Genomic DNA, 18,405 nt, shown 5'->3' with positions numbered 1-18,405 from the left:
TTTACTTTTCCCCCAAGATTTGATTTATTTGTTTAATCATTTTCATTCGCTGTTCTACTTCTTTACCGATTTCTTTACCACGAACTAATGATGCTTCAGTATCATCATAAGCTGGTATTGAAACGACTGATATTTCATAAAGTTCTACTTCTTTAACAGTCCTTAATGCTGGCTCAACATTATAATCCCATTCTTCTTCAGTTACCCAAAATCCAAATGAACACTGATTAATATCACCTCTGGACATACTTTCTGCTAAATCACGACCAGTAGAAGTGTTAGGTAATTCAACTTCAAATTTCAATCCCTTTGCATCCTCTTCTAATCGTAAAGTTCCGCTTTTGGTTCTACCCAAAACGTTATCCCAATTGTGATTAAATAAGGCTCTAATATCCCCATTCTCAGAAAGAGCACGAGCAAATGCCCCAGGGGCAATAATTTCATCAAACCAGCCACCAATAGATGTTTTTGAATTAAAAACGGCTGCATAACCAGTTATCATAGAAGGTTGTTCTTCTGTAGCATCTCTAGTATTTAATTTGGTGATGTCAAATGTCCGTGTTTCCTTTGTCTTTGCCATTTCCATCACCTCCCTTCAATGAATCATCAGTTGCGTTTTTCTTACCAATTTCAGTTAAATCATTAGAAATATAGATTGCTTGTGATTCAGGTGTATTTTGTTTTGGGAATCCAAGCATATCTGCAACATTATCTGGTGATGTAATACCAGTTCGAACAATGTTGTAAGCAATATTTGTTTTCATGCTATAAGTAACAAAATCAAGAATATTAATCTTGAATTTAATACGTTTATCCGAATTTTTTCCGAAAAAAAGAAGACTCAAATGGTCTTCAAAATTTTTCATTATTGGTCTAACTGCCTTGTTATGCAAATACATCATAGATTTCTCAAGATCTTCTTTAATTAAAGCTGTATATGTGTCCACATTTATTCCTAAAAACTTACCTAAATCCTTTTTGTATACATTTAGATATGCAAGAGTCTTTTCATCGTCTAGTGGACTTTTAAGTGTTTCTATTGAATATCCTTTTCCAAGTGGAATCATCTTAACAGACCTTGATTCATCAATTGACTCCAATTGATCTAAAATAGCTTTGATTAATATAGACTGTGCACCATTCTTAGGATTAATATGCGCATCCATCTTTAACATAAAGGCTAATAAACCGCCTTTTTTATATTTATCCGTTAAAGTTTTCTCGGCTGACATAACCCCTTCAAGCGTATCCTTCCCTAAATCAAGAATGCCTTTTCCTTTTAAGTGATCTGCACCAATGTTTTTTACATGACGGATCATAAATGATGAAATTTCTTCTCCACCTACTTTAAAATGCTCTATCAATCTATCATCTAATTCCGTATAAACATTTGAAGCTAAATGTAATTGATCTCCATCCAGAACCGGAAACGTTTCACCCTGGAGCAAATAGGTATTAGTCATTAACTTAATGAATTCTGATTGCGTAAGATAGTTATTCGGATTCTTCAACACTTTAAGAGCAAAATCATCTTTAATTTCTTTGCCTTCTTTATCTTCCACAACTATCTCAGCTAACATCATTTGATTACTTATATCTTGTAGCAACTCATAAACATCGCTAGATTCTAAAATATTTTCACTGCTTACATATCTACCACCATAACGAATGCTATTACCTAAAATGGTATCAAACAAACCGCGATTCTCTAACTTTCGATACAAATAATTTGAAAACCGATCTCGTAAACCCAATTTCTCACCGCCTTCCTATCTATAAATCTCACCAATTAATTCATCCATTCCCTCTTCACTCACATCATCCATAATCATCATGGTTTCTTTATGAGCAACTAAAAAAGCAACAAATCCATCAATCTTCTTTTTGGACTGTCGCTTACTAGGGGCTTTCATCCCGTTAATATTTGTAACTACTACAACATTAAGAGCACAATAAACAAATAAAGGATTGTCAGTAATTAAACGCTTTTCATAAATTAGTATTTCTGAATCATCAAGCATTGCATTCATAACGTTTGGATACTGATTTACTGCAATACATTCTAAACCAAGATTTTCAAGCTTCTCTATTAACTTTTGAGACATAGCTGGGTCATAGTTTATTTGTTGCACATCGTATAAATCCATGCATTCAACGATATATTCCATAACTTGATCTTGGTCAATCATCTTCCCATCACAAAACGTAGCAAAACCACGTTCAACCATATCGGTATATGGGACATTATCCTCTTTTTCTTTAAAATCAATGTTTTCATTAGGAAGGAAATACATCTGTTTCACTTTTATAATTGACCTTCCTTCGTCATCGTGTGAAGGAAAGTTTAAACTTACACATGTTAAATCTGTTGTTTTAGATAAGTCTAATCCTAAATAACAAGTTTCACCTGTAAGATCACCCAAATCTTCTACAAGAACATGTTGTACTTGATCGTGCTCAAAATAATTATCAGCGCCATTTACGAAAACATTTAAATGCTTGGAAAGAAATTCAGCTTTTGAATGTGCAGACTGCTTCGCCTTTTTAAATTCAGTCTCAAGTTGTTCCATCGTAACGGAAACACCAATATTCGGGTTAACCATTTCCCAAACTTTACGATCTTCCCAATCATAATTTTTATTCGGTTCCCAGATTGCAACAAATAAGGAATCATCATCATCATTTTCAAGAACAAGTTTCGCATATTTATAAACACGCATACCAACAGATGAAGCACCCTTACCAGCCGTTGAAATATTAAGCATCATTGGTTGTTCACGAGAAATTTGAGCTGACTTTAAGTTATCATACATGTCCATATTTTCTTGTGCATGGAGCTCGTCATTCAACACAAAATAAGGGTTCTTTCCTTCAAGACCCTTCGTGTTTTTCGTTAATACTTTGAATTTATTTTGATATGCAATTCCATTGATGCTATATCGATACATAGCACCACTAACTGTTCCATTCACACCTTTATAAATTTGTGTATGTCGTGCTAGAGGTTCGGAGTTTTCTATTGCTTGTGCAATTGGTTCAGCTGCATTTTGCGCTTGTTCATAATCCGATGCCGCACAATAACAATCCGCTCCAAGTTCAAGTTCTCCATACATAGCATAGAGCAATGCACCTGCTGCAATAATTGTTTTTCCGTTCTTTTTTGGTACTTGAACATATGATTCACGAATAACACGGACTGTTTTTCCTTTTTCGTTTTTATGATACCAACCATACATATTCGCAAAAACAAACATTTCCCAAAGCTCTAATTCCATCAATTGACCTGCAAGTGGTCCTTTAACATGACGGATGAACGATTGAACGAAGTCTAACATTTCATTCGCTCGATCTACATCAAACCAAATATCTTTACGCTTTTTCCACTTCTTATAACGTTCTACAGCAAGAATGATCGATTTCGGGTATTTCTTTTTGTTACGCATGACGTTATTCGCGTACTTATCAGCATAATTAACGCCTGGTGTAATAATCATTTAGATTTCCGCCATTTATTCCGATGAGCTGCTAATTCATCTTTAGGCTCATTAGTTTTGATATTCTCTGCATTTTTAGGTGTTTTTTGTACACTTTTCCCCTTATTCGTCATTCCAAGAGATTCTAACATTTTATTCTTCTTATCATTCCAAGTTTCAACTTGTTGAGCAAGTGGATGTTTCATTTCATTTGTTGCTCCAGCTTTGTTCTTATGCGTTTTTGTGGCTGCAAATCCATCAGCTTCCCACTCATCAAACATAGTTTTATAAATGATAAAAGCATCTAAATAATTTTCGATTAATGGTTCGAGTGAAGGTGTGAAATTATCCTCATCAGTCAATAATTTTATGATTCTATTTCGTTCTTCATCCCTTGCAATATCTAGCATTTCTAACTTTTTCTTCTTTGACATTCGAGCCATTTCCACACCCCCCTTCATTTTTTAAAAACGGTGCAACTATTGATGTGCCCCCTACGCTACCTATCCTCCCCAGAGGACAAATTTTAATTTTTGATAGGGGGGCTTCCAAAATAACTCGGAAAAACTTTTTTCGGTTTATCTTCATTTTCTTCAATTGTATGGCAAACTGGACAAAGTAACCTTAAGTTATTCTCTTCTAATTTAAGAGTTGGGTCTTCCTTGATTGGTATTACATGATGAACATGAGCACGCCTACCAAAGACGAACCTTCCACATCTTTGACAGCAGCCATTCTCTCTTTCATATACCTTTGACCTGACATACTTCCATGCATCAGTACGATAGAATGGTTTGTTCTCATGGTGATAGATATTCTTCTTATCTTTCTTCTTCCTTGGTTTGTTACGCTTATGCTCTTCACAGTAACATCCTTTACTTATCTTGTTATGGCAGCCGTTAAAGTCACAGTACTTCATGATAGTAATTCAATGATATCTTCTTTCTTTTTAACATCAGCTGGAATCTCAACGCCTAGCTCATCAGCATACTCACGTAACTCTTTTATTGTCTTATTACTCAAGATAAGTTCTGTACCTGCTTCACCAATAGCCAACGTATCTTTAGTCAAATATCCTCCTGTTGCAAATCCTTTATCAGCAATCATACTCTCAGGATTAACAGTTACTTCAAATCCTGGTTCTTCACCTGTAGGAACAAATAGACTCTTCTTCTTTTCATTATCCCAATACTCTGTACCTGATATTGTTTTTCTTGTTTCAGTAATCAATTAGATTCACACTCCTTATAATTATTTTCTTTCTTCCAAGTCTCGAACTCTTCTTTAGCAAGACCCAGGCCTTTATCTAACCATTGCAACTGTATCTTGTTTTGTTCCACAATCTCAGAGCTAGTTTTAATTGTTACTACAATCTGTTCTCTTCTAGCCTCTTGTTCTTTAATCCACGCATCCATTTGCTTTACATACATCTCATCTGGACTCATCTACTTAACACCATCCTTTTTAAATGCAACACGTTTGCGCTTATCTTTACCTAGATAACCTCAAGAACTCTCTCATGCCATCTACAACCTCTTTATCGTTTTCAATAAGCTTGCCTTTGACATAGATATCTCCATTACTCTTCAAAGATACAATCTCTTGTTCACCAACTTTTAAAATAATACTGTCATGTGAAGTATCTCTTGCCAACTTATTTAAATCTCCATTATGAAATATAAGACTCATCTCTTCACCACCTATGTAAATTTTATATAATAAAAAGCACTCCCTAAGGAATGCTTTCAACAACTTCAATATTAACTTAAATTATAATCCTAGCTTTTCGCCAAATGCTTCACGTAGATAATCTTCCAAGATCTCTATCGTGAACTTTTCATTTCGATCTAAAGCAACTAATTCTCCATCTTGTACAATGATTGTATCAATAGGAGTACGCTCTCCATCAATCTCTTTCGTTACCTCAATTGTATTCTTTTCAGTATTCACATTTGTTTCAAAAGTAATATTTTCCACTGTAAACTTTGAACTATATACATGCGAAACTAAATAATAGTTAGGATTTTTGACTGAACCAATCTTTTCTTTTAGTGATGAAAAATAAGGATATATTTGATTTAAATGTCCCTCTTTTAGAATCTTTTCATCTAAATCTTCACCTAAATATTGTTTTGCTCTTTCAGCTAATTCTGTTTGAAAACTCATGCTCTCAGCACCCTTTCTACAATTAATATTGGAATTATAAACCAATATAATTATAGCATAGCAGGACTTGTATTTTGTCAAAACCTTTACTCTTCTTTGAACTGACACTATAGGTAGGCATGTATCAGCTCAAAGAAGAGCAAAAGCTCTCCTAGACCGTTTAGACTAATAATCTAGTAATTCTAATTACGAATTAAGAAATCAAGAACATTTTATTTGCATAAGGTTCGTAACATCTTATACAGGTAGATTTTTTCTAATGGTTGCCAATTGAACTGCTGAGGTGAAAAACAACGCTCATTCAATCCTTTACCATAGAAACTGGTTTCGGCTTTCATATATAGGTGGCATTATGATGACAAATTTAATCGTTTCAAAAAAGAAACTCCCATCAATTCATACAAAAGAGACTTCCATTTACTTGTTGTGCGATTTTTCTATCCGCCCTACGCAAATTCTGTTGAACTGTCGACCTTGTAACACCTCTCATTTTAGCGATTTCTTCCTGTGTAAACATTCCCGCTTTATACATTACAAATATTTCCTTTTCTGTTTTAGTCAAAGTAGACAGAGCATCATCTAACTGTATCTTTTCCCATGTTGTAATTGCATTCTCTTTTTGTTCTTTATCCCATTCATACTCTGTTTCTTTACTTCTTAAATATCGTTGTATTAACAAGGGATTTACTTTTACTTCTCTTTGATAAGAAGCTCTCCTCTCTATCCCTCGTTTTAATCCAGGTTCTTTTCCTATACGCATCCACTTTAGAGAGTCTTCAATATCACTTATCATTCCATTTATGATTTTCTCATCTCTTTCATTTTCTTGGGCTTTTGCTTTTTCTTTTGCAACTAATAATTGATTCAACGTTTCTTTGTATTGCTTGATTAAGTCTATCATGCAGTTTGTCCTCCTTAGAATAAAAAAAGGACGCTGATTAGTTGTAAGAAATATTTTTTCTTACAGTTAATCACCGTCCTTTAATGTGGACTATTTCCTTTTTATTTTTAACTCTTATTTCGGTATATGAAATTATTTATTTTAAACCTCTCTTTTTCATTTGTATATGTAAGTTACCTGTAGTTATACTATATTTCTTTGCTATTTCAACGTATGTAAGTCCTTTATTACTAAGTTTTACTGCATTCTTACATATTCTATTCCATTCTTTAGCTGTTTTTGGTTTCTTTTGTTCAGTCCCTATCCGACCACCTAATAGAACACCTAGTTCATTGATTCGTATTCCTGTTTCACAATTTGTCCAACAATGCGCTACATCCCTACTATATCTATAAGCGCACCCTACACAGTGTTGCTCTTGTAAATCTAAAATTTGAATACGAGCTTCTTTTTTATTCATATTACAGACCACTTCAACTTATCAACATAGTGTAGGTAATCTACTAACGCTCTATCACTCGGCTTTACTAAATAAGATCTATCATCAAATACTGCTCGTGGAATTGATTTTCGTCCACCTAATTTTGCATCATGAATGTATTCTTTGATTACTTCAAATGGAACCAAGAAAACAGAATGCTCTATACTAAATTCAATTAAGAAGAAACATATTGCTCCGAGTTTTTCGGCTTGCTCTAAGTATTCAATTTGATGTGGTGATATATTCTTTAATGCGAAGCTTGTCTTATTTATTGTTGCTTTTGCTTCAAATGCTATCATTCTACCTTTATATATTCCGTCATAATCAACAGTTGATTTCTTTTCAAAATAACCTTCTTTAATTCTTCCATCTTTAAATAATTTTGTAACAACTACAGGTGTTGCCCGTTTTGTAATTAATGCTATGTTTTTTCGTTTATACATCTCGTTTGAAAAATTAATCAAGGTTTCAAACGCAGCTCCATGATCTCCACTGTATGCCATTTTCATTAACCTCACTTTCTAATACAATAACTATTTTGTTTGGTTTTTTGACTTTTCAAATGCTTTTTTCTCACAATCTACACATGCTACAATGTCGCCATCCTCATCAAATTGATAAATAGACTTTTCTTCAATATCCTTATTTAAAAAGCAAATATCACAATTGAATTGTCTTTTCTTATCCACTGACTCATCATTGATTTTCTTAGTTAATTTAACCGTTCCGATATCCTCATAAGGCTGAGCGATATATCCTTTACCATGTAGAACTTTAACAACTTCTTGCATATCCTTCCAAGCTTCTGTACCTTGGCCAAATTTAATAGTGATTGTATTCATTTTCCATTCTCCTTTACGAATAATCTTTTTTACATTACAAATACTATCTACGAGTCAGCTACACTCTTTCAAAACGGAGCTTTACCCCTCCGGACTGTTTAGGTTTAGGCACATGGCAGGTGATTTGGTCAATTACCTGCCATTTCCGATTAAAATAACGCTTTTGTTTAGTTTCATTACCAACCAAAATTAGTAGGAACATACACTTGTTGTTGCGTTCTAATGATTTGTCTTAAATCAGTTTGCGGCGGCATATGATCCGTTTCTGTTACTCGAATTAAATATCTCCATTCATGTTTCGTTGCTTCAATTCCACGATGAATATCGAACCAATCAAATTCAATTGGCGTACATGTAGGAGCTGTAAATACTTCTAATTCCCCTGCTGATACTTTTCCCCTCACTTGCTGATTCACCATGCTATATAGCTTTGTATTTGGTTCTTCCGGCACATCTAGCTCTACAGGTTGTCCAATAAATTCCGTTAAGCATCCTTCACCTGTAACAAGTAAATGGAATCTGCTGTCAGTTAAGTAATCTTGCGAAAAAATATTAGGAACTGCTTTTGCTTCTGGTCGTAATTCTTTTCCTCTTGGAACACCATCACTATGCCAATTAGGAATCGCTGGACACATACCAGGCATTAACATATGCACTTTTGTATCTACTACAATGTACTTACGGTCATGTCGCAAATTCATAGATCCAATGGCTGCCTTTGTTAGTTCTCCCCCGTACTTCAGTGCATCATCTAATGAAGCGTTCCATAATGCTGGTGTATTCTTTAATACATCAATACTTGGCTGTTCAATTGATTTATCATTACCTATATGAATTGGATTTCTATTGAATTGAAATTTAACTGTTTTCATCTTTCATTCCCCATTTCTATACAAAATTCTAATTTGGTCTTAATATCCGCTAACAAGACGATTAAAGTTTTCCTGATTTTTTTCTTTATACATTCTCACAACGTCATCCCATGTAAAACCTGCAAATTCAATAATTTTATAGAATAAATCCATCATCATTATTAATGGTCTTTTTGCGCCAATAGAGTCTTTGTATTCGGCTTTTCCAATAAGATGATTTGCATTCTTATCCATATGGAAGAACGCTTTATTAAAACCGTTTATTTTAGTTTCTGTAATATAAATTGTTCGAAGTAGATTTTTGATTTTAAAGTCCATAGCAACCGACAACCAAAAATGCAAAATATCAACCATTTCTTCTAAAAATGTATTTTTAGGTTGCTCAAATTTCGTGGACCACATTTTAAAAGAATTTGTTGCATTCCAGGCTTCATTCACTTCATTTTTTAGTGCATAAACCTTGTTATACAGCATGTCATAGCGAGCATAATTTTCTTTATGCTTCGCTATGATATTCTTATCTAAAACCCTTTGCATTTGGAATAGTTCCGTTAAATCTATAAATCGATTTTCCATGTAATTTCTCTCCTACTCTTGAAATTTATTTATCTGAACGATTTCTTTTGTTAACCTTACCTACCAATCTGAAGACAATCATAACCACCAATACACAGAATATTGAAACTACAAATCCCATGATTTAACCAGCCATATCTTCAGCAAAGAATAGAATTTCTAAATTTTCTATCGCAACCTCATATATTTGATGCGAGTTCATGATTTGTACAGTCGCTCTATCGGCTATTACGTGTAAAACACGAGATGCATACACATCATCAGTTACCACATCACCAGAACGATACTCACTCGGCTTACGTCCCTTTTGAGCAAATACACGTCTTAAACTTTCTTTGTTGATTTCTTCTACTGTTGCATATCTACATTTATTTGCATGATTATAGCCCCAATCACCATGTATCGCTCCTTCACATCCCCATGTTCCCCATAACTCTACTTTGTTGTTAAATGTATCTTTAATCACTCGTTTCACTTGTGCAATAAATTTGTTATCCTTCAATTCGCATACAACCCATTGACCAGCAGTTACTTTCTTTTCATCAATCTGTAAATTCATTTTCTATCTCTCCTTAATTAAAGATTTATGAATTCAAACTAATTAGCCATATAAGTTAACTTCCTGCGCTGCATCATCTCTTCTCTTGATGGAATAACCAACTTTGACCAAGGTGAAGCTTCTTTTGCCTTCTTTCCACATTGTGATCGTGTTAACACTGGAGTTGTTATGGCTTCTTCTACAGTCCACTTCAAACGTTTAACTCTGTCACGTGCCGTACTATAACTAATACCATTTAATTCAGCTTGTTCCGCTTGTCCATCAGTTAACACTTTATTTTTACATTTTGAATTGGCTTGTTCCGCCAATTTTAATGCTTGATATTTATCTATAGGTGGCTTACTGATTGCATCAATCAATCTCCAACCTTTTTTTATTCTTGCTGTATAAGTTGAATGAGAGATACCATTTTTCAAAGCTATTTCTTTAATGTTTTTCCATCTATTTGCGTTATATCTTGATGGTTTTGTCATTGCAATTTCTTTGTCCCATCCCAAATTTCTAATCCTACGTGTCAGTAATTCATTACTAATTCCATTCTTTGCAGCCGCCTCATATTCTTCTGGAGTTATATAATAATCATATGGATTCCGCATGAGTATCTTCTCCTATTCAATTGTTAGTTAAGTTCTTGAATTTCTTTTAACGATCTATTCGAAACTTCAATACTACGAATCTTAAAACTATAATTCTTACGATATTTTTCACGAATTTTTAACGCCGCTTCTTCTTTCGTTTCAGCTTCACAAAATTCTAATTTAAATCCTGATTCTGTAACAATATCCACCATGTATGTATCTATAAGTGGCTCATAAATAAAATCATGATCTATTGTGATTTGTTCAGTCATTTGATTCACCTTCTATCGGTGAAAGCGTAATAATCATTTGTTGATCTAACACATTCCCTATCACCGCATTCATCCATAGATTAGGATTCATTTTTCTCATTAAAAATTCGATGACTGTAATTAACTCTTTGGTAGATAAGGAAACACATTCACCTAAAGGTTCTTGATTAAACTTGCCACCACGTTTTTCAATCATTAGATCTACTCCGTTGTCAATCACGTATCTTTTTGCAGTTACTAAATCAAATTGACGGACTTTCTCGCGGCCGAATCCTTTTATTAATTCCTTTAGAACATCATGAATGACACGAAAATCTAACACTTTTACTTTCTGTTCAAGCTGCTCTCTACACTGCTTGCATAAAGTCCTTTCCAAACCAGAAATATATATTTTACTCATATCAGACTCAGGAAAAGGATTTTCGCATTTATAACACTCTTCTCCAATTACATCTTCAAATGGATTTAACATGTAAATCGCTCCTATGATTTATATTTGTTTAGCATTTCTTGCAATCTCTCACGCTCTTCATCAATAGATTGCGAGTTTTGCTTTTCAATTTCTTTTTTAGTTGGCTCAACATCTTCACGTAACCAATCTGGAACAATTTCTTTTCTATTTGAATGACCTGGTCCCGAGCCATTCAATCGCTTGTTCTTACTCATTTCAAAGCGTCTGTCTAATGCAGCAACATCATCTAATGTTTTTACTTTTTGCTTTTCCCAGCTTTTCAAAATGGCCTTAATGTAATTCCATTTTGGCTTATTTTCATCAATAGCTTTGTGAGCAGCATGTTTAATTAATTCGCTACCAAACGAATCACAAAACTCTCCTAATTCCGTAATGGCAATTTCACTTAACGGAATTCCTTCACCTTTTAAAAAGTTATAACTGATCTTAAATTCTTCATCGACTAATACATGTGATTTCGATTCTTTATTATCATCATGATAATAATTAGTATTTTGTATATTAGTATTTAATTTATTAGTACTTAGTATATTAGTATTTAGTAGTGTCGGATTTTCCACATGTAGGTTTCCCACAAGTGGCTTTTCCACATGTGGTTTTTCCATAAGTGGCTCTTCCATATATGGCTTTCCCATATCTGGCGTTTCATAAATTTCAGTTTCCCAATTTGTTATCTTCTTGCTCTTTTCATCACGAACAGGGTAACGCTTTATATACCCTAGCGCTTTTAACTCTTTAAACCCTGAACGTAACGAGTCTTCCCCGTCCTTGGCGTGTTGAGATAACTCACTTATATGAAAAGTCCAATTATCAGGTAATGTAAGCGCATAAGCTAAAATCCCTTTTGCCTTCCAAGACAACCTTTCATCTTTTAAACCGGTATTATTTATGACAGAATAATTGCTGTCTTTTTTCACTCGGATAATTCCCATAAAAGCCACCTCATAAATTCTCAAGAACTATATTTAATGCTATACTTATCAAGTAAATTTTTTTCTAATAGGACCCGTTGCAGCGGGTTCTTTTTTATGAATTACGTCGAATACTATCGACAACTTCTTTTCTTCCTCCCACTTCTTCCAAACGATCTGCTACTTGTAAAACCTTTTTTCTTTCTTTAGAAGAATCGTTTTTTATTTTTTTGAAGTACATGGCTGATAACTCCTTTGATATTTCTAAATCTCTGCTATTTTGCTTTTGATATAAATCATGAAGTTCAACATAAGCAATTTTGTCGCCGTTTCTATTGGCTTGCTCCATTTGTTTATATAAAAGTTGTCGGTTCTGTATGCATTCCTTACGCTCTTTTTCTAACTCTGATGCCATCATCAAATGTTCTGGAAGCACTCTGCTTTCGGTTCCCATTGTTTAAACGCTCCCTTTCTAAACGATCACTTTCATCAAACTTTCGTTCAATGAAAGTACCGCCTTTATAAACTCCATACGCAAGTACCGCTATCCCTAATCCAAAGATACAGACATTCGTTGTACTTTCTACCGTTATAATGTCCATTAGGCTAAAATAAACACCTTTTTAGATTCCACTTCTTGCGATAATGCTTTATTTAAGTACTCTTTAATGTTATTCATTGCTTCTAATTTCCAAGCCCCACCATCAGCTTCAAACAAACCACAACGAGCACCTTCACGCATCCTGAATACAAACTTACTTTCTGGTTGTTCTACTTCAACAAACGTTCTATATGGACTTAATTGAACTGGATTTGGTACTTTTGCATTCCCTCTACTAGCAACCCCTGTTTTCACAGTTACAGCTTGTGATACACCGTCATCTCCAATTTCCTTTACATCTTCTTCTACAACGGTACCAACTACCTGTAAAACGATGTCGCGATGATTGTTTTGTACAAAACCTGATTGCAATGCAATATTAAATTCTTCTCTGTCATAAAAATTTCCAAAATTAAAACGTGGAATGGATGCTTGTGCTTCGATATAAGTACTTCTAGCCTTATCTCCATTAACCGCAGTAAAGCAACTTACCGTTGTTGGATTTACAATATGAATCATTACAGGTTCAGTTGTGTCAAATTCTGATTTCACGTAACCTACTAAACCAGATAAACTACGAACAATAATCTCTGCTGGTGTTGGTTCTTGCACAAGATGTAATCGTTGTGTTGAATAAGTTTGTTCCCCAATTTTATGTGTTTCAATCGTTCCAATCTCTAATACTTTTTCAATTGCTTCTCTTGTCATAGTCATTTTTATTTCCCCTTTTCTTAATTAGATTTACTTTTCATATAATCGATTACTACTGTTTGCTTCTCAGCAGCCTGATTTTGTTCTTTTTCTTCTACTTCTTCTACAGGTTGTCCAACATCTGTTTTCACATCACCCTGTAGATCCATATAAAACTGTCCCTGGATCCCGGAAGCTAACTCTTGACCAACTAAATTTCCGTTTTGGTCCATATCTAATAGAATCTTAGACTCTACCGCTTCTGTTGGTGCTAGTTTCGAAGTGGCTTGAACCTGACAATTCCATACATCACGCTTTTTATCACCAGCAAACGAAAGTGTTAAAACAATCTTTCTTGCTTTTTTAGGATCAGTATTTAAATCCGCCATATTTTCCATTACACGCTCAAACTCTTGATGAAATCTTTCAGCAAGTGCTCCATCAGCAAATGTATTTAAATCAATCATGACTTCCATATTAATTGCCTCCTACATTCTTTTAACAATCTAGATCAACATTGCATTTTATAAATGCTATATCGTTATTTTTACTGTAAAATATACCTTTGAAGGGTGGTGATACATATGATAATCATAAATATGCTTGACGGTGAGAAAATTAAAATCCATGAAGATACTATCTTAGTTGGAATTAATAACTCATCGAAAACTGAAAAACCTAGTGAAACACAGTTTTATCTTCAACAAGCCTACATAGGTAATAGGCAGGGCGATTTTGAAAAAGAAGGATCTGCATTAGAGACAGTAGATGAAAGATTGGGAATTGGTGGATTCCTACTTTCACATGATATGTTCGCAATCAGCGATAGCCTCGATGCTGATTTCTATTTCACATCCGCTGTTAAGTCAATTAGCGTAGTCTAAAATTGTATTTGTGTGCTAGTTTACGAGCTAGCACACTATTTTCTTTTTCTAGCCTTTCCAATAATTCCGTACAATTTCGCACAAACTCTTGATATAATTGCACTTCATCCTCTGGCACTAAAATAACTACCTGATAATCTTTTTCGTACTGATATTGAACTGCAGAATAAATATCTCTGAATTTATCGTTTGCTTCTGGAACTTGACCTGTTAAGGTTTTAAATCGAAAAACCTCAATCATCTTTTTCTCTTCCATTGTTTCTTCTCACCTAAACCTTTCTAAATCTCAACATCTACTTGTATTTCAATATTCATAGGGATTTCTTGCGTTACACGAATTGATTTGGGACTTACACCTTTTTGAATCAACTTTTTAACTTCTTCTTTTGCAGCTTCTTTTGTGTGAAATTCACTGATACCTGGAAAACCTGCGAAATTACTAGTAATTACTAAAATCTTTTGTTGCATGATTGCTCCTCCTACTGAACTTCCGCCATATTTATTTGTGCATTTGTAGCTGTAATTTCTTCTTCTAAAATAATTGGAAGTGAATATTCTTCATTAATGATTTGAATCGCTCTATCTAAATGATGACGTTTAATAGCTTTATAACTACTAATTCCAAACTCTCTATGTAATTGACTATAAATATCGCTATATACTTTTTTTCTAAGGCTAACATCCCTATAAGCATTAGATTCCTTACCACCTAATAGAAGAACCCCTAACTTTCTTACAACCTTTGATACTTCATCACATTCGATAGCATATAAAGGAGCGTTTTCTCTTAAATCCTTCACATCTGATTTAATATCTTGAATTTCTTGTTTTTGACCTTCTAAAACATTAAATGTGAGTTTCAGAATACTCATCGGATCTTTAGGAAGTTGTTGCTGATTTTGTATGTGTTGTTTCATTCGTTTAAACTCTTCAATAAACTTAATTTTCATTTGAACAGCTTCTTTTGTGTTGTAACTCATTGCAACTAGCGTGAAAGCTTCTTCTGTTAAGTTGTACTTAAGGTATTTTCGCCCACGCTCATTTTCATAATTTGACTCGTGAAAATTTACGAGTGAAAATTCAGGTCCCGCATATTCAATTTGTTTTCTAATATCTTTTAATACATTGTCATGTGTCTTTTCGAACATTTCAGCAATCATTAAACTATCTGTTACTACTCTTCCGTTGTTTTCAAATACTAATGCTTGTTCGTTTGCTGCTGTTAATTGATTCATGCTACGTTCCTCCTAATTAATATACTTTTGCAATTACTTTAGTTGTATTTGTATAACGATGTAATAAATGTAATTCGTTACTTACTTTTTTAAAGATTAACCAATGTTCAGGATTTAAATTGTATGATTCGATATGCATTTTTTCCTTTTTTGTTGGATTTTTACCGTTTTTCATGATTATTCACCTTCCTTATCTAGTTTTTCTTTACGTTCTTCTTCTAAAATACGAGGGATAGATGTTTTCATGAAAAATTCCACCATTCTTAACTTTGTTTCTTCACTTGGTGGATTATCCAATACAGTTCGTTCCATTAATAGCACCATCCGTCTCTGAAACTTCATGTTTCATGAAGTTTGTTGGTAAAAAAATTTCTTCAATACCTTTGCCTAGCTTTTGAGCGATCAAGAACATTTCATTGGCTTTAAATTGAGTAACTCCATGCTCTTTATTAACATATGTTCTTTTATCAGTTCCTATTAAATTAGCCATATCTTGTTGTGTTAACCTATTATACATACGCAATGATACTAGTTTGTTTTGCAAAATAATCCACCTCACTTTCGACAACTTCATATTACATGAAGTTGTGACATAATTCAACAATTATTTTCATATTTTATGAAATTTATTATTTATTTTCTTGTTATATGAAATTTTTAGTTTAAAACTTCATGAAATATGATATAATGAAATAAGACAGGAGGTGAAACTTCATGAAACAAGATGTTTCTAAATATGTTGGTCAACAAATTAAAAACTTTAGGAAACTAAAGAAAATGACACAAAAAGAATTAGGTTTACAAATAGGAAAAAAACATAATACAATTTCATCTTATGAAAATGGCACAAATGAACCTGAACAAGATGTGCTATTCGCAATTGCACAAGCATTAGATATATCAATTAATGATCTGTTTCCATCTACAAATGAGGTGTATAAGACTACTAATCAAATTATTTCTTTAGTAAATGAATCTGATTACACTTATTTCCCAACTTCAATTTCAGCTGGTTTACCTATACAAGTTGACGGAATGACAGAAATGGATTTGGAAACTATACGTATTCCTGATTCATTAATGGGGAAATGGGCAGGTAGAGAAGATATTTTTATGACTCGTGTTAATGGTGATTCAATGAATAAAGTCATACCTCATTCTTCTTTAATTGCTGTAAAAGAAGTGACATTAGAAGAACTTTATGATAATGACATGGTTGTTTTTAGTAACGGTTGTGATTATTGTGTAAAGCGTTTCTTTAATGACAAGGATAATAAACGTTTAATATTCCGACCAGATTCTTATGATAATTGTTTCTTTGATTACACAGTATCTTACGAAGATGCCACGAATATAAAAATACACGGTAAAGTAGTAATGTACTTCGTTTCATTAGACTAATACAAAAGTAATTAAATCCTTAGCGCTAGGAATTTAATGGACAGCCCGTACAGCTGTCCTATTTTTTAAAAGGAGAGATAATAGTGACTGTTGGGATTTATATAAGAGTAAGTACAGAGGAACAAGCACGAGATGGTTTTTCTATCTCAGCTCAACGCGAGAAATTAAAAGCATATTGTGTAGCACAAGACTGGGATAATTTTAAGTTTTATGTGGATGAAGGTGTATCAGCAAAGGATACCAATCGACCACAATTAAGTATTTTATTAAATCATATTCAGCAAGGCTTAATCACTACTGTTCTTGTTTATCGTTTAGATCGTTTAACTCGTTCTGTTATGGATTTGTACAAGTTACTTGATACATTTGATAAATATAACTGTGCTTTTAAATCTGCAACAGAGGTGTATGATACTTCTACAGCAATGGGACGAATGTTCATTACAATTGTTGCTGCACTTGCTCAATGGGAACGAGAAAATTTAGGCGAACGTGTACGAATGGGGCAATTAGAAAAAGCTAGACAAGGAGAATATTCAGCAAAAGCTCCTTTTGGATTCGATAAAAATAAACATAACAAACTTGTAATAAATGAGATTGAGAGTAAAGTGGTTTTAGATATGGTAAGAAAAATCGAAGAAGGTTACTCTATCAGACAGCTCGCCATCCATCTAGACAGCTATGTTAAGCCTATAAGGGGCTACAAATGGCATATACGTACCATATTAGATATTCTTTCTAATAACGCCATGTACGGGGCTATAAGGTGGTCTAACGAAATAATTGAAGGTGCACATGAAGGAATCCTTACTAAGGAGCGGTTTATACAATTACAAAAAATATTATCTAGCAGACAAAACATAAAAAAGAGACAAACGCATTCAATTTTTATATATCAAATGAAATTAATATGCCCTAATTGTGGGAATCGTTTAAGTAGTGAACGATCCAGATATTACAGAAAAAAAGATGAGCAACATGTGGAGTGTAATCAATATCGATGCCAGTCGTGCGCATTGAATAAACATACAACTAAACCTTTTGCTACTAGTGAAAGAAAGGTAGAATCTGCATTAATGAATTACATTTCAAATTTACAATTTGAACAAGTACCTAAAATAAATAATGAAAATAACGAATTAGAAATACTAAAGAAACAAGTTAAAAAAGTGGAAAAACAAAGAGAAAAATACCAAAAGGCTTGGTCAAACGACTTAATGACAGACGATGAATTTACAGAACGGATGAATGAAACAAAAATATTATTGAATTCTGCTAAAAAAAAGTTACAAACTTTAGAGGTGAATAACCATCAAGAGATAGATGTAGATGTGATAAAAGAAAAAGTGAATAATATCAAAAAGAATTGGTTTCATCTATCTCCTGATGAAAAGAAACAATTTATGAGTATGTTTATAGAGAATATCAAAATTGATAAAAAAGACGGAGTTACAGAAGTATTAGATATAGAATTTTATTAGTGTTTATGTT

General features: G+C 33.4%; 33 protein-coding genes. 3 read left to right on the top strand and 30 right to left on the bottom strand.

Annotated features, from left to right (window positions below):
* Position 1 precedes the first annotated feature (1 nt).
* From QCI79_RS19650 to QCI79_RS19535, 24 genes are all read right to left on the bottom strand, one after another.
* Positions 2-580, bottom strand: coding sequence for an HK97 family phage prohead protease (locus tag QCI79_RS19650; protein ID WP_021728169.1), 579 nt, complete (start codon positions 578-580; stop codon positions 2-4).
* Complete coding sequence (locus QCI79_RS19645) at positions 549-1,754, bottom strand: phage portal protein (protein WP_021728168.1); 1,206 nt, start codon at positions 1,752-1,754, stop codon at positions 549-551. Before QCI79_RS19645 ends, QCI79_RS19650 begins: the two co-directional genes overlap by 32 nt.
* Positions 1,755-1,769: 15 nt before the next feature.
* Positions 1,770-3,494, bottom strand: coding sequence for a terminase large subunit (locus QCI79_RS19640; protein WP_209291811.1), 1,725 nt, complete (start codon positions 3,492-3,494; stop codon positions 1,770-1,772).
* Positions 3,491-3,916, bottom strand: coding sequence for a P27 family phage terminase small subunit (locus QCI79_RS19635; protein WP_021728250.1), 426 nt, complete (start codon positions 3,914-3,916; stop codon positions 3,491-3,493). Before QCI79_RS19635 ends, QCI79_RS19640 begins: the two co-directional genes overlap by 4 nt.
* A gap of 83 nt (positions 3,917-3,999) precedes the next feature.
* Positions 4,000-4,392, bottom strand: a complete 393-nt coding sequence (locus QCI79_RS19630; RefSeq protein ID WP_021729795.1) for an HNH endonuclease — start codon at positions 4,390-4,392, stop codon at positions 4,000-4,002.
* Positions 4,389-4,703, bottom strand: coding sequence for a Rho termination factor N-terminal domain-containing protein (locus tag QCI79_RS19625; RefSeq protein ID WP_048556157.1), 315 nt, complete (start codon positions 4,701-4,703; stop codon positions 4,389-4,391). The genes QCI79_RS19630 and QCI79_RS19625 overlap by 4 nt, the downstream gene beginning before the upstream one ends.
* Complete coding sequence (locus tag QCI79_RS19620; protein ID WP_048556264.1) at positions 4,700-4,918, bottom strand: hypothetical protein; 219 nt, start codon at positions 4,916-4,918, stop codon at positions 4,700-4,702. Before QCI79_RS19620 ends, QCI79_RS19625 begins: the two co-directional genes overlap by 4 nt.
* A gap of 46 nt (positions 4,919-4,964) precedes the next feature.
* Positions 4,965-5,162 carry a hypothetical protein gene (locus QCI79_RS19615; protein ID WP_043937348.1) on the bottom strand — a complete coding sequence of 66 codons (198 nt, stop codon included), beginning with the start codon at positions 5,160-5,162 and terminating at the stop codon, positions 4,965-4,967.
* Between the two features lie 81 nt (positions 5,163-5,243).
* A complete protein-coding gene (locus tag QCI79_RS19610; RefSeq protein ID WP_021728310.1) occupies positions 5,244-5,639 on the bottom strand; it encodes a DUF3942 family protein in 396 nt (131 codons plus the stop codon).
* A gap of 391 nt (positions 5,640-6,030) precedes the next feature.
* Positions 6,031-6,540 carry a sigma-70 family RNA polymerase sigma factor gene (locus QCI79_RS19605; RefSeq protein ID WP_021728311.1) on the bottom strand — a complete coding sequence of 170 codons (510 nt, stop codon included), beginning with the start codon at positions 6,538-6,540 and terminating at the stop codon, positions 6,031-6,033.
* 136 nt (positions 6,541-6,676) lie between these two features.
* Positions 6,677-7,000 carry a hypothetical protein gene (locus QCI79_RS19600; RefSeq protein WP_021728312.1) on the bottom strand — a complete coding sequence of 108 codons (324 nt, stop codon included), beginning with the start codon at positions 6,998-7,000 and terminating at the stop codon, positions 6,677-6,679.
* Positions 6,997-7,524 carry a Holliday junction resolvase RecU gene (locus tag QCI79_RS19595; RefSeq protein WP_021728313.1) on the bottom strand — a complete coding sequence of 176 codons (528 nt, stop codon included), beginning with the start codon at positions 7,522-7,524 and terminating at the stop codon, positions 6,997-6,999. Before QCI79_RS19595 ends, QCI79_RS19600 begins: the two co-directional genes overlap by 4 nt.
* 30 nt (positions 7,525-7,554) lie before the next feature.
* On the bottom strand, positions 7,555-7,863 hold the full coding sequence (locus QCI79_RS19590; RefSeq protein ID WP_021728314.1) for a DUF8088 domain-containing protein: 309 nt from the start codon (positions 7,861-7,863) through the stop codon (positions 7,555-7,557).
* 176 nt (positions 7,864-8,039) lie between these two features.
* Positions 8,040-8,735 carry a hypothetical protein gene (locus tag QCI79_RS19585; RefSeq protein WP_021728315.1) on the bottom strand — a complete coding sequence of 232 codons (696 nt, stop codon included), beginning with the start codon at positions 8,733-8,735 and terminating at the stop codon, positions 8,040-8,042.
* Between the two features lie 39 nt (positions 8,736-8,774).
* Complete coding sequence (locus tag QCI79_RS19580) at positions 8,775-9,311, bottom strand: dUTP diphosphatase (protein ID WP_021728316.1); 537 nt, start codon at positions 9,309-9,311, stop codon at positions 8,775-8,777.
* Positions 9,312-9,435: 124 nt separating this feature from the next.
* The gene (locus QCI79_RS19575; protein ID WP_021728317.1) at positions 9,436-9,870 is read right to left on the bottom strand and encodes a hypothetical protein; all 435 of its coding nucleotides are present in this window, start codon (positions 9,868-9,870) and stop codon (positions 9,436-9,438) included.
* A gap of 38 nt (positions 9,871-9,908) precedes the next feature.
* Positions 9,909-10,466, bottom strand: a complete 558-nt coding sequence (locus tag QCI79_RS19570) for a hypothetical protein (RefSeq protein ID WP_021728318.1) — start codon at positions 10,464-10,466, stop codon at positions 9,909-9,911.
* A gap of 23 nt (positions 10,467-10,489) precedes the next feature.
* Complete coding sequence (locus QCI79_RS19565) at positions 10,490-10,720, bottom strand: hypothetical protein (RefSeq protein ID WP_000139235.1); 231 nt, start codon at positions 10,718-10,720, stop codon at positions 10,490-10,492.
* Positions 10,713-11,192 carry a hypothetical protein gene (locus QCI79_RS19560; RefSeq protein ID WP_021728134.1) on the bottom strand — a complete coding sequence of 160 codons (480 nt, stop codon included), beginning with the start codon at positions 11,190-11,192 and terminating at the stop codon, positions 10,713-10,715. The genes QCI79_RS19565 and QCI79_RS19560 overlap by 8 nt, the downstream gene beginning before the upstream one ends.
* 11 nt (positions 11,193-11,203) lie before the next feature.
* Positions 11,204-12,124, bottom strand: a complete 921-nt coding sequence (locus QCI79_RS19555; protein ID WP_048549491.1) for a DnaD domain protein — start codon at positions 12,122-12,124, stop codon at positions 11,204-11,206.
* A gap of 94 nt (positions 12,125-12,218) precedes the next feature.
* Entirely contained in the window at positions 12,219-12,518 is a 300-nt protein-coding gene (locus tag QCI79_RS19550; protein ID WP_021727969.1) for a hypothetical protein, read from the bottom strand.
* Positions 12,490-12,705: a hypothetical protein gene (locus tag QCI79_RS19545; protein WP_021727970.1), complete on the bottom strand. Its 216-nt coding sequence runs from the start codon at positions 12,703-12,705 to the stop codon at positions 12,490-12,492. The genes QCI79_RS19550 and QCI79_RS19545 overlap by 29 nt, the downstream gene beginning before the upstream one ends.
* Positions 12,705-13,418 (bottom strand): hypothetical protein, encoded by a 714-nt coding sequence (locus QCI79_RS19540; protein WP_021727971.1) that lies wholly within the window; start codon positions 13,416-13,418, stop codon positions 12,705-12,707. Before QCI79_RS19540 ends, QCI79_RS19545 begins: the two co-directional genes overlap by 1 nt.
* A 17-nt stretch (positions 13,419-13,435) precedes the next feature.
* Positions 13,436-13,870 carry a hypothetical protein gene (locus tag QCI79_RS19535; protein ID WP_000453492.1) on the bottom strand — a complete coding sequence of 145 codons (435 nt, stop codon included), beginning with the start codon at positions 13,868-13,870 and terminating at the stop codon, positions 13,436-13,438.
* Positions 13,871-13,978: 108 nt separating this feature from the next.
* Here QCI79_RS19535 and QCI79_RS19530 point away from each other — a divergent pair, with 108 nt between their 5' ends.
* Positions 13,979-14,278 (top strand): hypothetical protein, encoded by a 300-nt coding sequence (locus QCI79_RS19530; RefSeq protein ID WP_000583967.1) that lies wholly within the window; start codon positions 13,979-13,981, stop codon positions 14,276-14,278.
* Here the strand turns inward: QCI79_RS19530 and QCI79_RS19525 are convergent.
* From QCI79_RS19525 to QCI79_RS19500, 6 genes are read right to left on the bottom strand one after another with little or no spacing between them, the layout of a single operon-like run.
* Positions 14,265-14,534: a hypothetical protein gene (locus QCI79_RS19525; protein WP_021728136.1), complete on the bottom strand. Its 270-nt coding sequence runs from the start codon at positions 14,532-14,534 to the stop codon at positions 14,265-14,267. The two genes, QCI79_RS19530 and QCI79_RS19525, sit on opposite strands and share 14 nt — an antisense overlap.
* A 23-nt stretch (positions 14,535-14,557) precedes the next feature.
* Entirely contained in the window at positions 14,558-14,746 is a 189-nt protein-coding gene (locus QCI79_RS19520; RefSeq protein ID WP_001186273.1) for a hypothetical protein, read from the bottom strand.
* Between the two features lie 11 nt (positions 14,747-14,757).
* Positions 14,758-15,513: a Rha family transcriptional regulator gene (locus tag QCI79_RS19515; protein ID WP_048549490.1), complete on the bottom strand. Its 756-nt coding sequence runs from the start codon at positions 15,511-15,513 to the stop codon at positions 14,758-14,760.
* A 16-nt stretch (positions 15,514-15,529) separates the two neighbouring features.
* Complete coding sequence (locus tag QCI79_RS19510) at positions 15,530-15,688, bottom strand: DUF6906 family protein (RefSeq protein WP_021727682.1); 159 nt, start codon at positions 15,686-15,688, stop codon at positions 15,530-15,532.
* A 2-nt stretch (positions 15,689-15,690) separates the two neighbouring features.
* Positions 15,691-15,825, bottom strand: coding sequence for a hypothetical protein (locus QCI79_RS19505; RefSeq protein ID WP_000442628.1), 135 nt, complete (start codon positions 15,823-15,825; stop codon positions 15,691-15,693).
* Positions 15,803-16,057 carry a helix-turn-helix transcriptional regulator gene (locus QCI79_RS19500; protein WP_001180112.1) on the bottom strand — a complete coding sequence of 85 codons (255 nt, stop codon included), beginning with the start codon at positions 16,055-16,057 and terminating at the stop codon, positions 15,803-15,805. Before QCI79_RS19500 ends, QCI79_RS19505 begins: the two co-directional genes overlap by 23 nt.
* A gap of 170 nt (positions 16,058-16,227) precedes the next feature.
* Here QCI79_RS19500 and QCI79_RS19495 point away from each other — a divergent pair, with 170 nt between their 5' ends.
* Together QCI79_RS19495 and QCI79_RS19490 are read left to right on the top strand one after the other, a co-directional pair.
* Positions 16,228-16,914: a helix-turn-helix domain-containing protein gene (locus QCI79_RS19495; RefSeq protein ID WP_021727681.1), complete on the top strand. Its 687-nt coding sequence runs from the start codon at positions 16,228-16,230 to the stop codon at positions 16,912-16,914.
* A gap of 83 nt (positions 16,915-16,997) precedes the next feature.
* Entirely contained in the window at positions 16,998-18,395 is a 1,398-nt protein-coding gene (locus tag QCI79_RS19490) for a recombinase family protein (RefSeq protein ID WP_021727680.1), read from the top strand.
* The last annotated feature ends 10 nt before the right edge of the window (positions 18,396-18,405 follow it).

The organism is Bacillus cereus group sp. MG1, assembly GCF_040460035.1.
Lineage (GTDB): Bacteria > Bacillota > Bacilli > Bacillales > Bacillaceae_G > Bacillus_A > Bacillus_A cereus.
Note: the sequence above shows the minus strand (reverse complement) of the source record. Positions and strands in the feature narration are given on the sequence as shown.

What these genes read in the sequence shown, in the direction of transcription:
- QCI79_RS19650 (WP_021728169.1), bottom strand. Translation starts at nt 580, where the DNA reads ATGGCAAAGACAAAGGAAACACGGACATTTGACATCACCAAATTAAAT.
- QCI79_RS19640 (WP_209291811.1), bottom strand. Translation starts at nt 3,494, where the DNA reads ATGATTATTACACCAGGCGTTAATTATGCTGATAAGTACGCGAATAAC.
- QCI79_RS19635 (WP_021728250.1), bottom strand. Translation starts at nt 3,916, where the DNA reads ATGGCTCGAATGTCAAAGAAGAAAAAGTTAGAAATGCTAGATATTGCA.
- QCI79_RS19630 (WP_021729795.1), bottom strand. Translation starts at nt 4,392, where the DNA reads ATGAAGTACTGTGACTTTAACGGCTGCCATAACAAGATAAGTAAAGGA.
- QCI79_RS19620 (WP_048556264.1), bottom strand. Translation starts at nt 4,918, where the DNA reads ATGAGTCCAGATGAGATGTATGTAAAGCAAATGGATGCGTGGATTAAA.
- QCI79_RS19615 (WP_043937348.1), bottom strand. Translation starts at nt 5,162, where the DNA reads ATGAGTCTTATATTTCATAATGGAGATTTAAATAAGTTGGCAAGAGAT.
- QCI79_RS19610 (WP_021728310.1), bottom strand. Translation starts at nt 5,639, where the DNA reads ATGAGTTTTCAAACAGAATTAGCTGAAAGAGCAAAACAATATTTAGGT.
- QCI79_RS19605 (WP_021728311.1), bottom strand. Translation starts at nt 6,540, where the DNA reads ATGATAGACTTAATCAAGCAATACAAAGAAACGTTGAATCAATTATTA.
- QCI79_RS19600 (WP_021728312.1), bottom strand. Translation starts at nt 7,000, where the DNA reads ATGAATAAAAAAGAAGCTCGTATTCAAATTTTAGATTTACAAGAGCAA.
- QCI79_RS19595 (WP_021728313.1), bottom strand. Translation starts at nt 7,524, where the DNA reads ATGGCATACAGTGGAGATCATGGAGCTGCGTTTGAAACCTTGATTAAT.
- QCI79_RS19590 (WP_021728314.1), bottom strand. Translation starts at nt 7,863, where the DNA reads ATGAATACAATCACTATTAAATTTGGCCAAGGTACAGAAGCTTGGAAG.
- QCI79_RS19585 (WP_021728315.1), bottom strand. Translation starts at nt 8,735, where the DNA reads ATGAAAACAGTTAAATTTCAATTCAATAGAAATCCAATTCATATAGGT.
- QCI79_RS19580 (WP_021728316.1), bottom strand. Translation starts at nt 9,311, where the DNA reads ATGGAAAATCGATTTATAGATTTAACGGAACTATTCCAAATGCAAAGG.
- QCI79_RS19575 (WP_021728317.1), bottom strand. Translation starts at nt 9,870, where the DNA reads ATGAATTTACAGATTGATGAAAAGAAAGTAACTGCTGGTCAATGGGTT.
- QCI79_RS19570 (WP_021728318.1), bottom strand. Translation starts at nt 10,466, where the DNA reads ATGCGGAATCCATATGATTATTATATAACTCCAGAAGAATATGAGGCG.
- QCI79_RS19565 (WP_000139235.1), bottom strand. Translation starts at nt 10,720, where the DNA reads ATGACTGAACAAATCACAATAGATCATGATTTTATTTATGAGCCACTT.
- QCI79_RS19560 (WP_021728134.1), bottom strand. Translation starts at nt 11,192, where the DNA reads ATGTTAAATCCATTTGAAGATGTAATTGGAGAAGAGTGTTATAAATGC.
- QCI79_RS19555 (WP_048549491.1), bottom strand. Translation starts at nt 12,124, where the DNA reads ATGGGAATTATCCGAGTGAAAAAAGACAGCAATTATTCTGTCATAAAT.
- QCI79_RS19550 (WP_021727969.1), bottom strand. Translation starts at nt 12,518, where the DNA reads ATGGCATCAGAGTTAGAAAAAGAGCGTAAGGAATGCATACAGAACCGA.
- QCI79_RS19545 (WP_021727970.1), bottom strand. Translation starts at nt 12,705, where the DNA reads ATGGACATTATAACGGTAGAAAGTACAACGAATGTCTGTATCTTTGGA.
- QCI79_RS19540 (WP_021727971.1), bottom strand. Translation starts at nt 13,418, where the DNA reads ATGACTATGACAAGAGAAGCAATTGAAAAAGTATTAGAGATTGGAACG.
- QCI79_RS19535 (WP_000453492.1), bottom strand. Translation starts at nt 13,870, where the DNA reads ATGGAAGTCATGATTGATTTAAATACATTTGCTGATGGAGCACTTGCT.
- QCI79_RS19530 (WP_000583967.1), top strand. Translation starts at nt 13,979, where the DNA reads ATGATAATCATAAATATGCTTGACGGTGAGAAAATTAAAATCCATGAA.
- QCI79_RS19525 (WP_021728136.1), bottom strand. Translation starts at nt 14,534, where the DNA reads ATGGAAGAGAAAAAGATGATTGAGGTTTTTCGATTTAAAACCTTAACA.
- QCI79_RS19520 (WP_001186273.1), bottom strand. Translation starts at nt 14,746, where the DNA reads ATGCAACAAAAGATTTTAGTAATTACTAGTAATTTCGCAGGTTTTCCA.
- QCI79_RS19515 (WP_048549490.1), bottom strand. Translation starts at nt 15,513, where the DNA reads ATGAATCAATTAACAGCAGCAAACGAACAAGCATTAGTATTTGAAAAC.
- QCI79_RS19510 (WP_021727682.1), bottom strand. Translation starts at nt 15,688, where the DNA reads ATGAAAAACGGTAAAAATCCAACAAAAAAGGAAAAAATGCATATCGAA.
- QCI79_RS19505 (WP_000442628.1), bottom strand. Translation starts at nt 15,825, where the DNA reads ATGGAACGAACTGTATTGGATAATCCACCAAGTGAAGAAACAAAGTTA.
- QCI79_RS19495 (WP_021727681.1), top strand. Translation starts at nt 16,228, where the DNA reads ATGAAACAAGATGTTTCTAAATATGTTGGTCAACAAATTAAAAACTTT.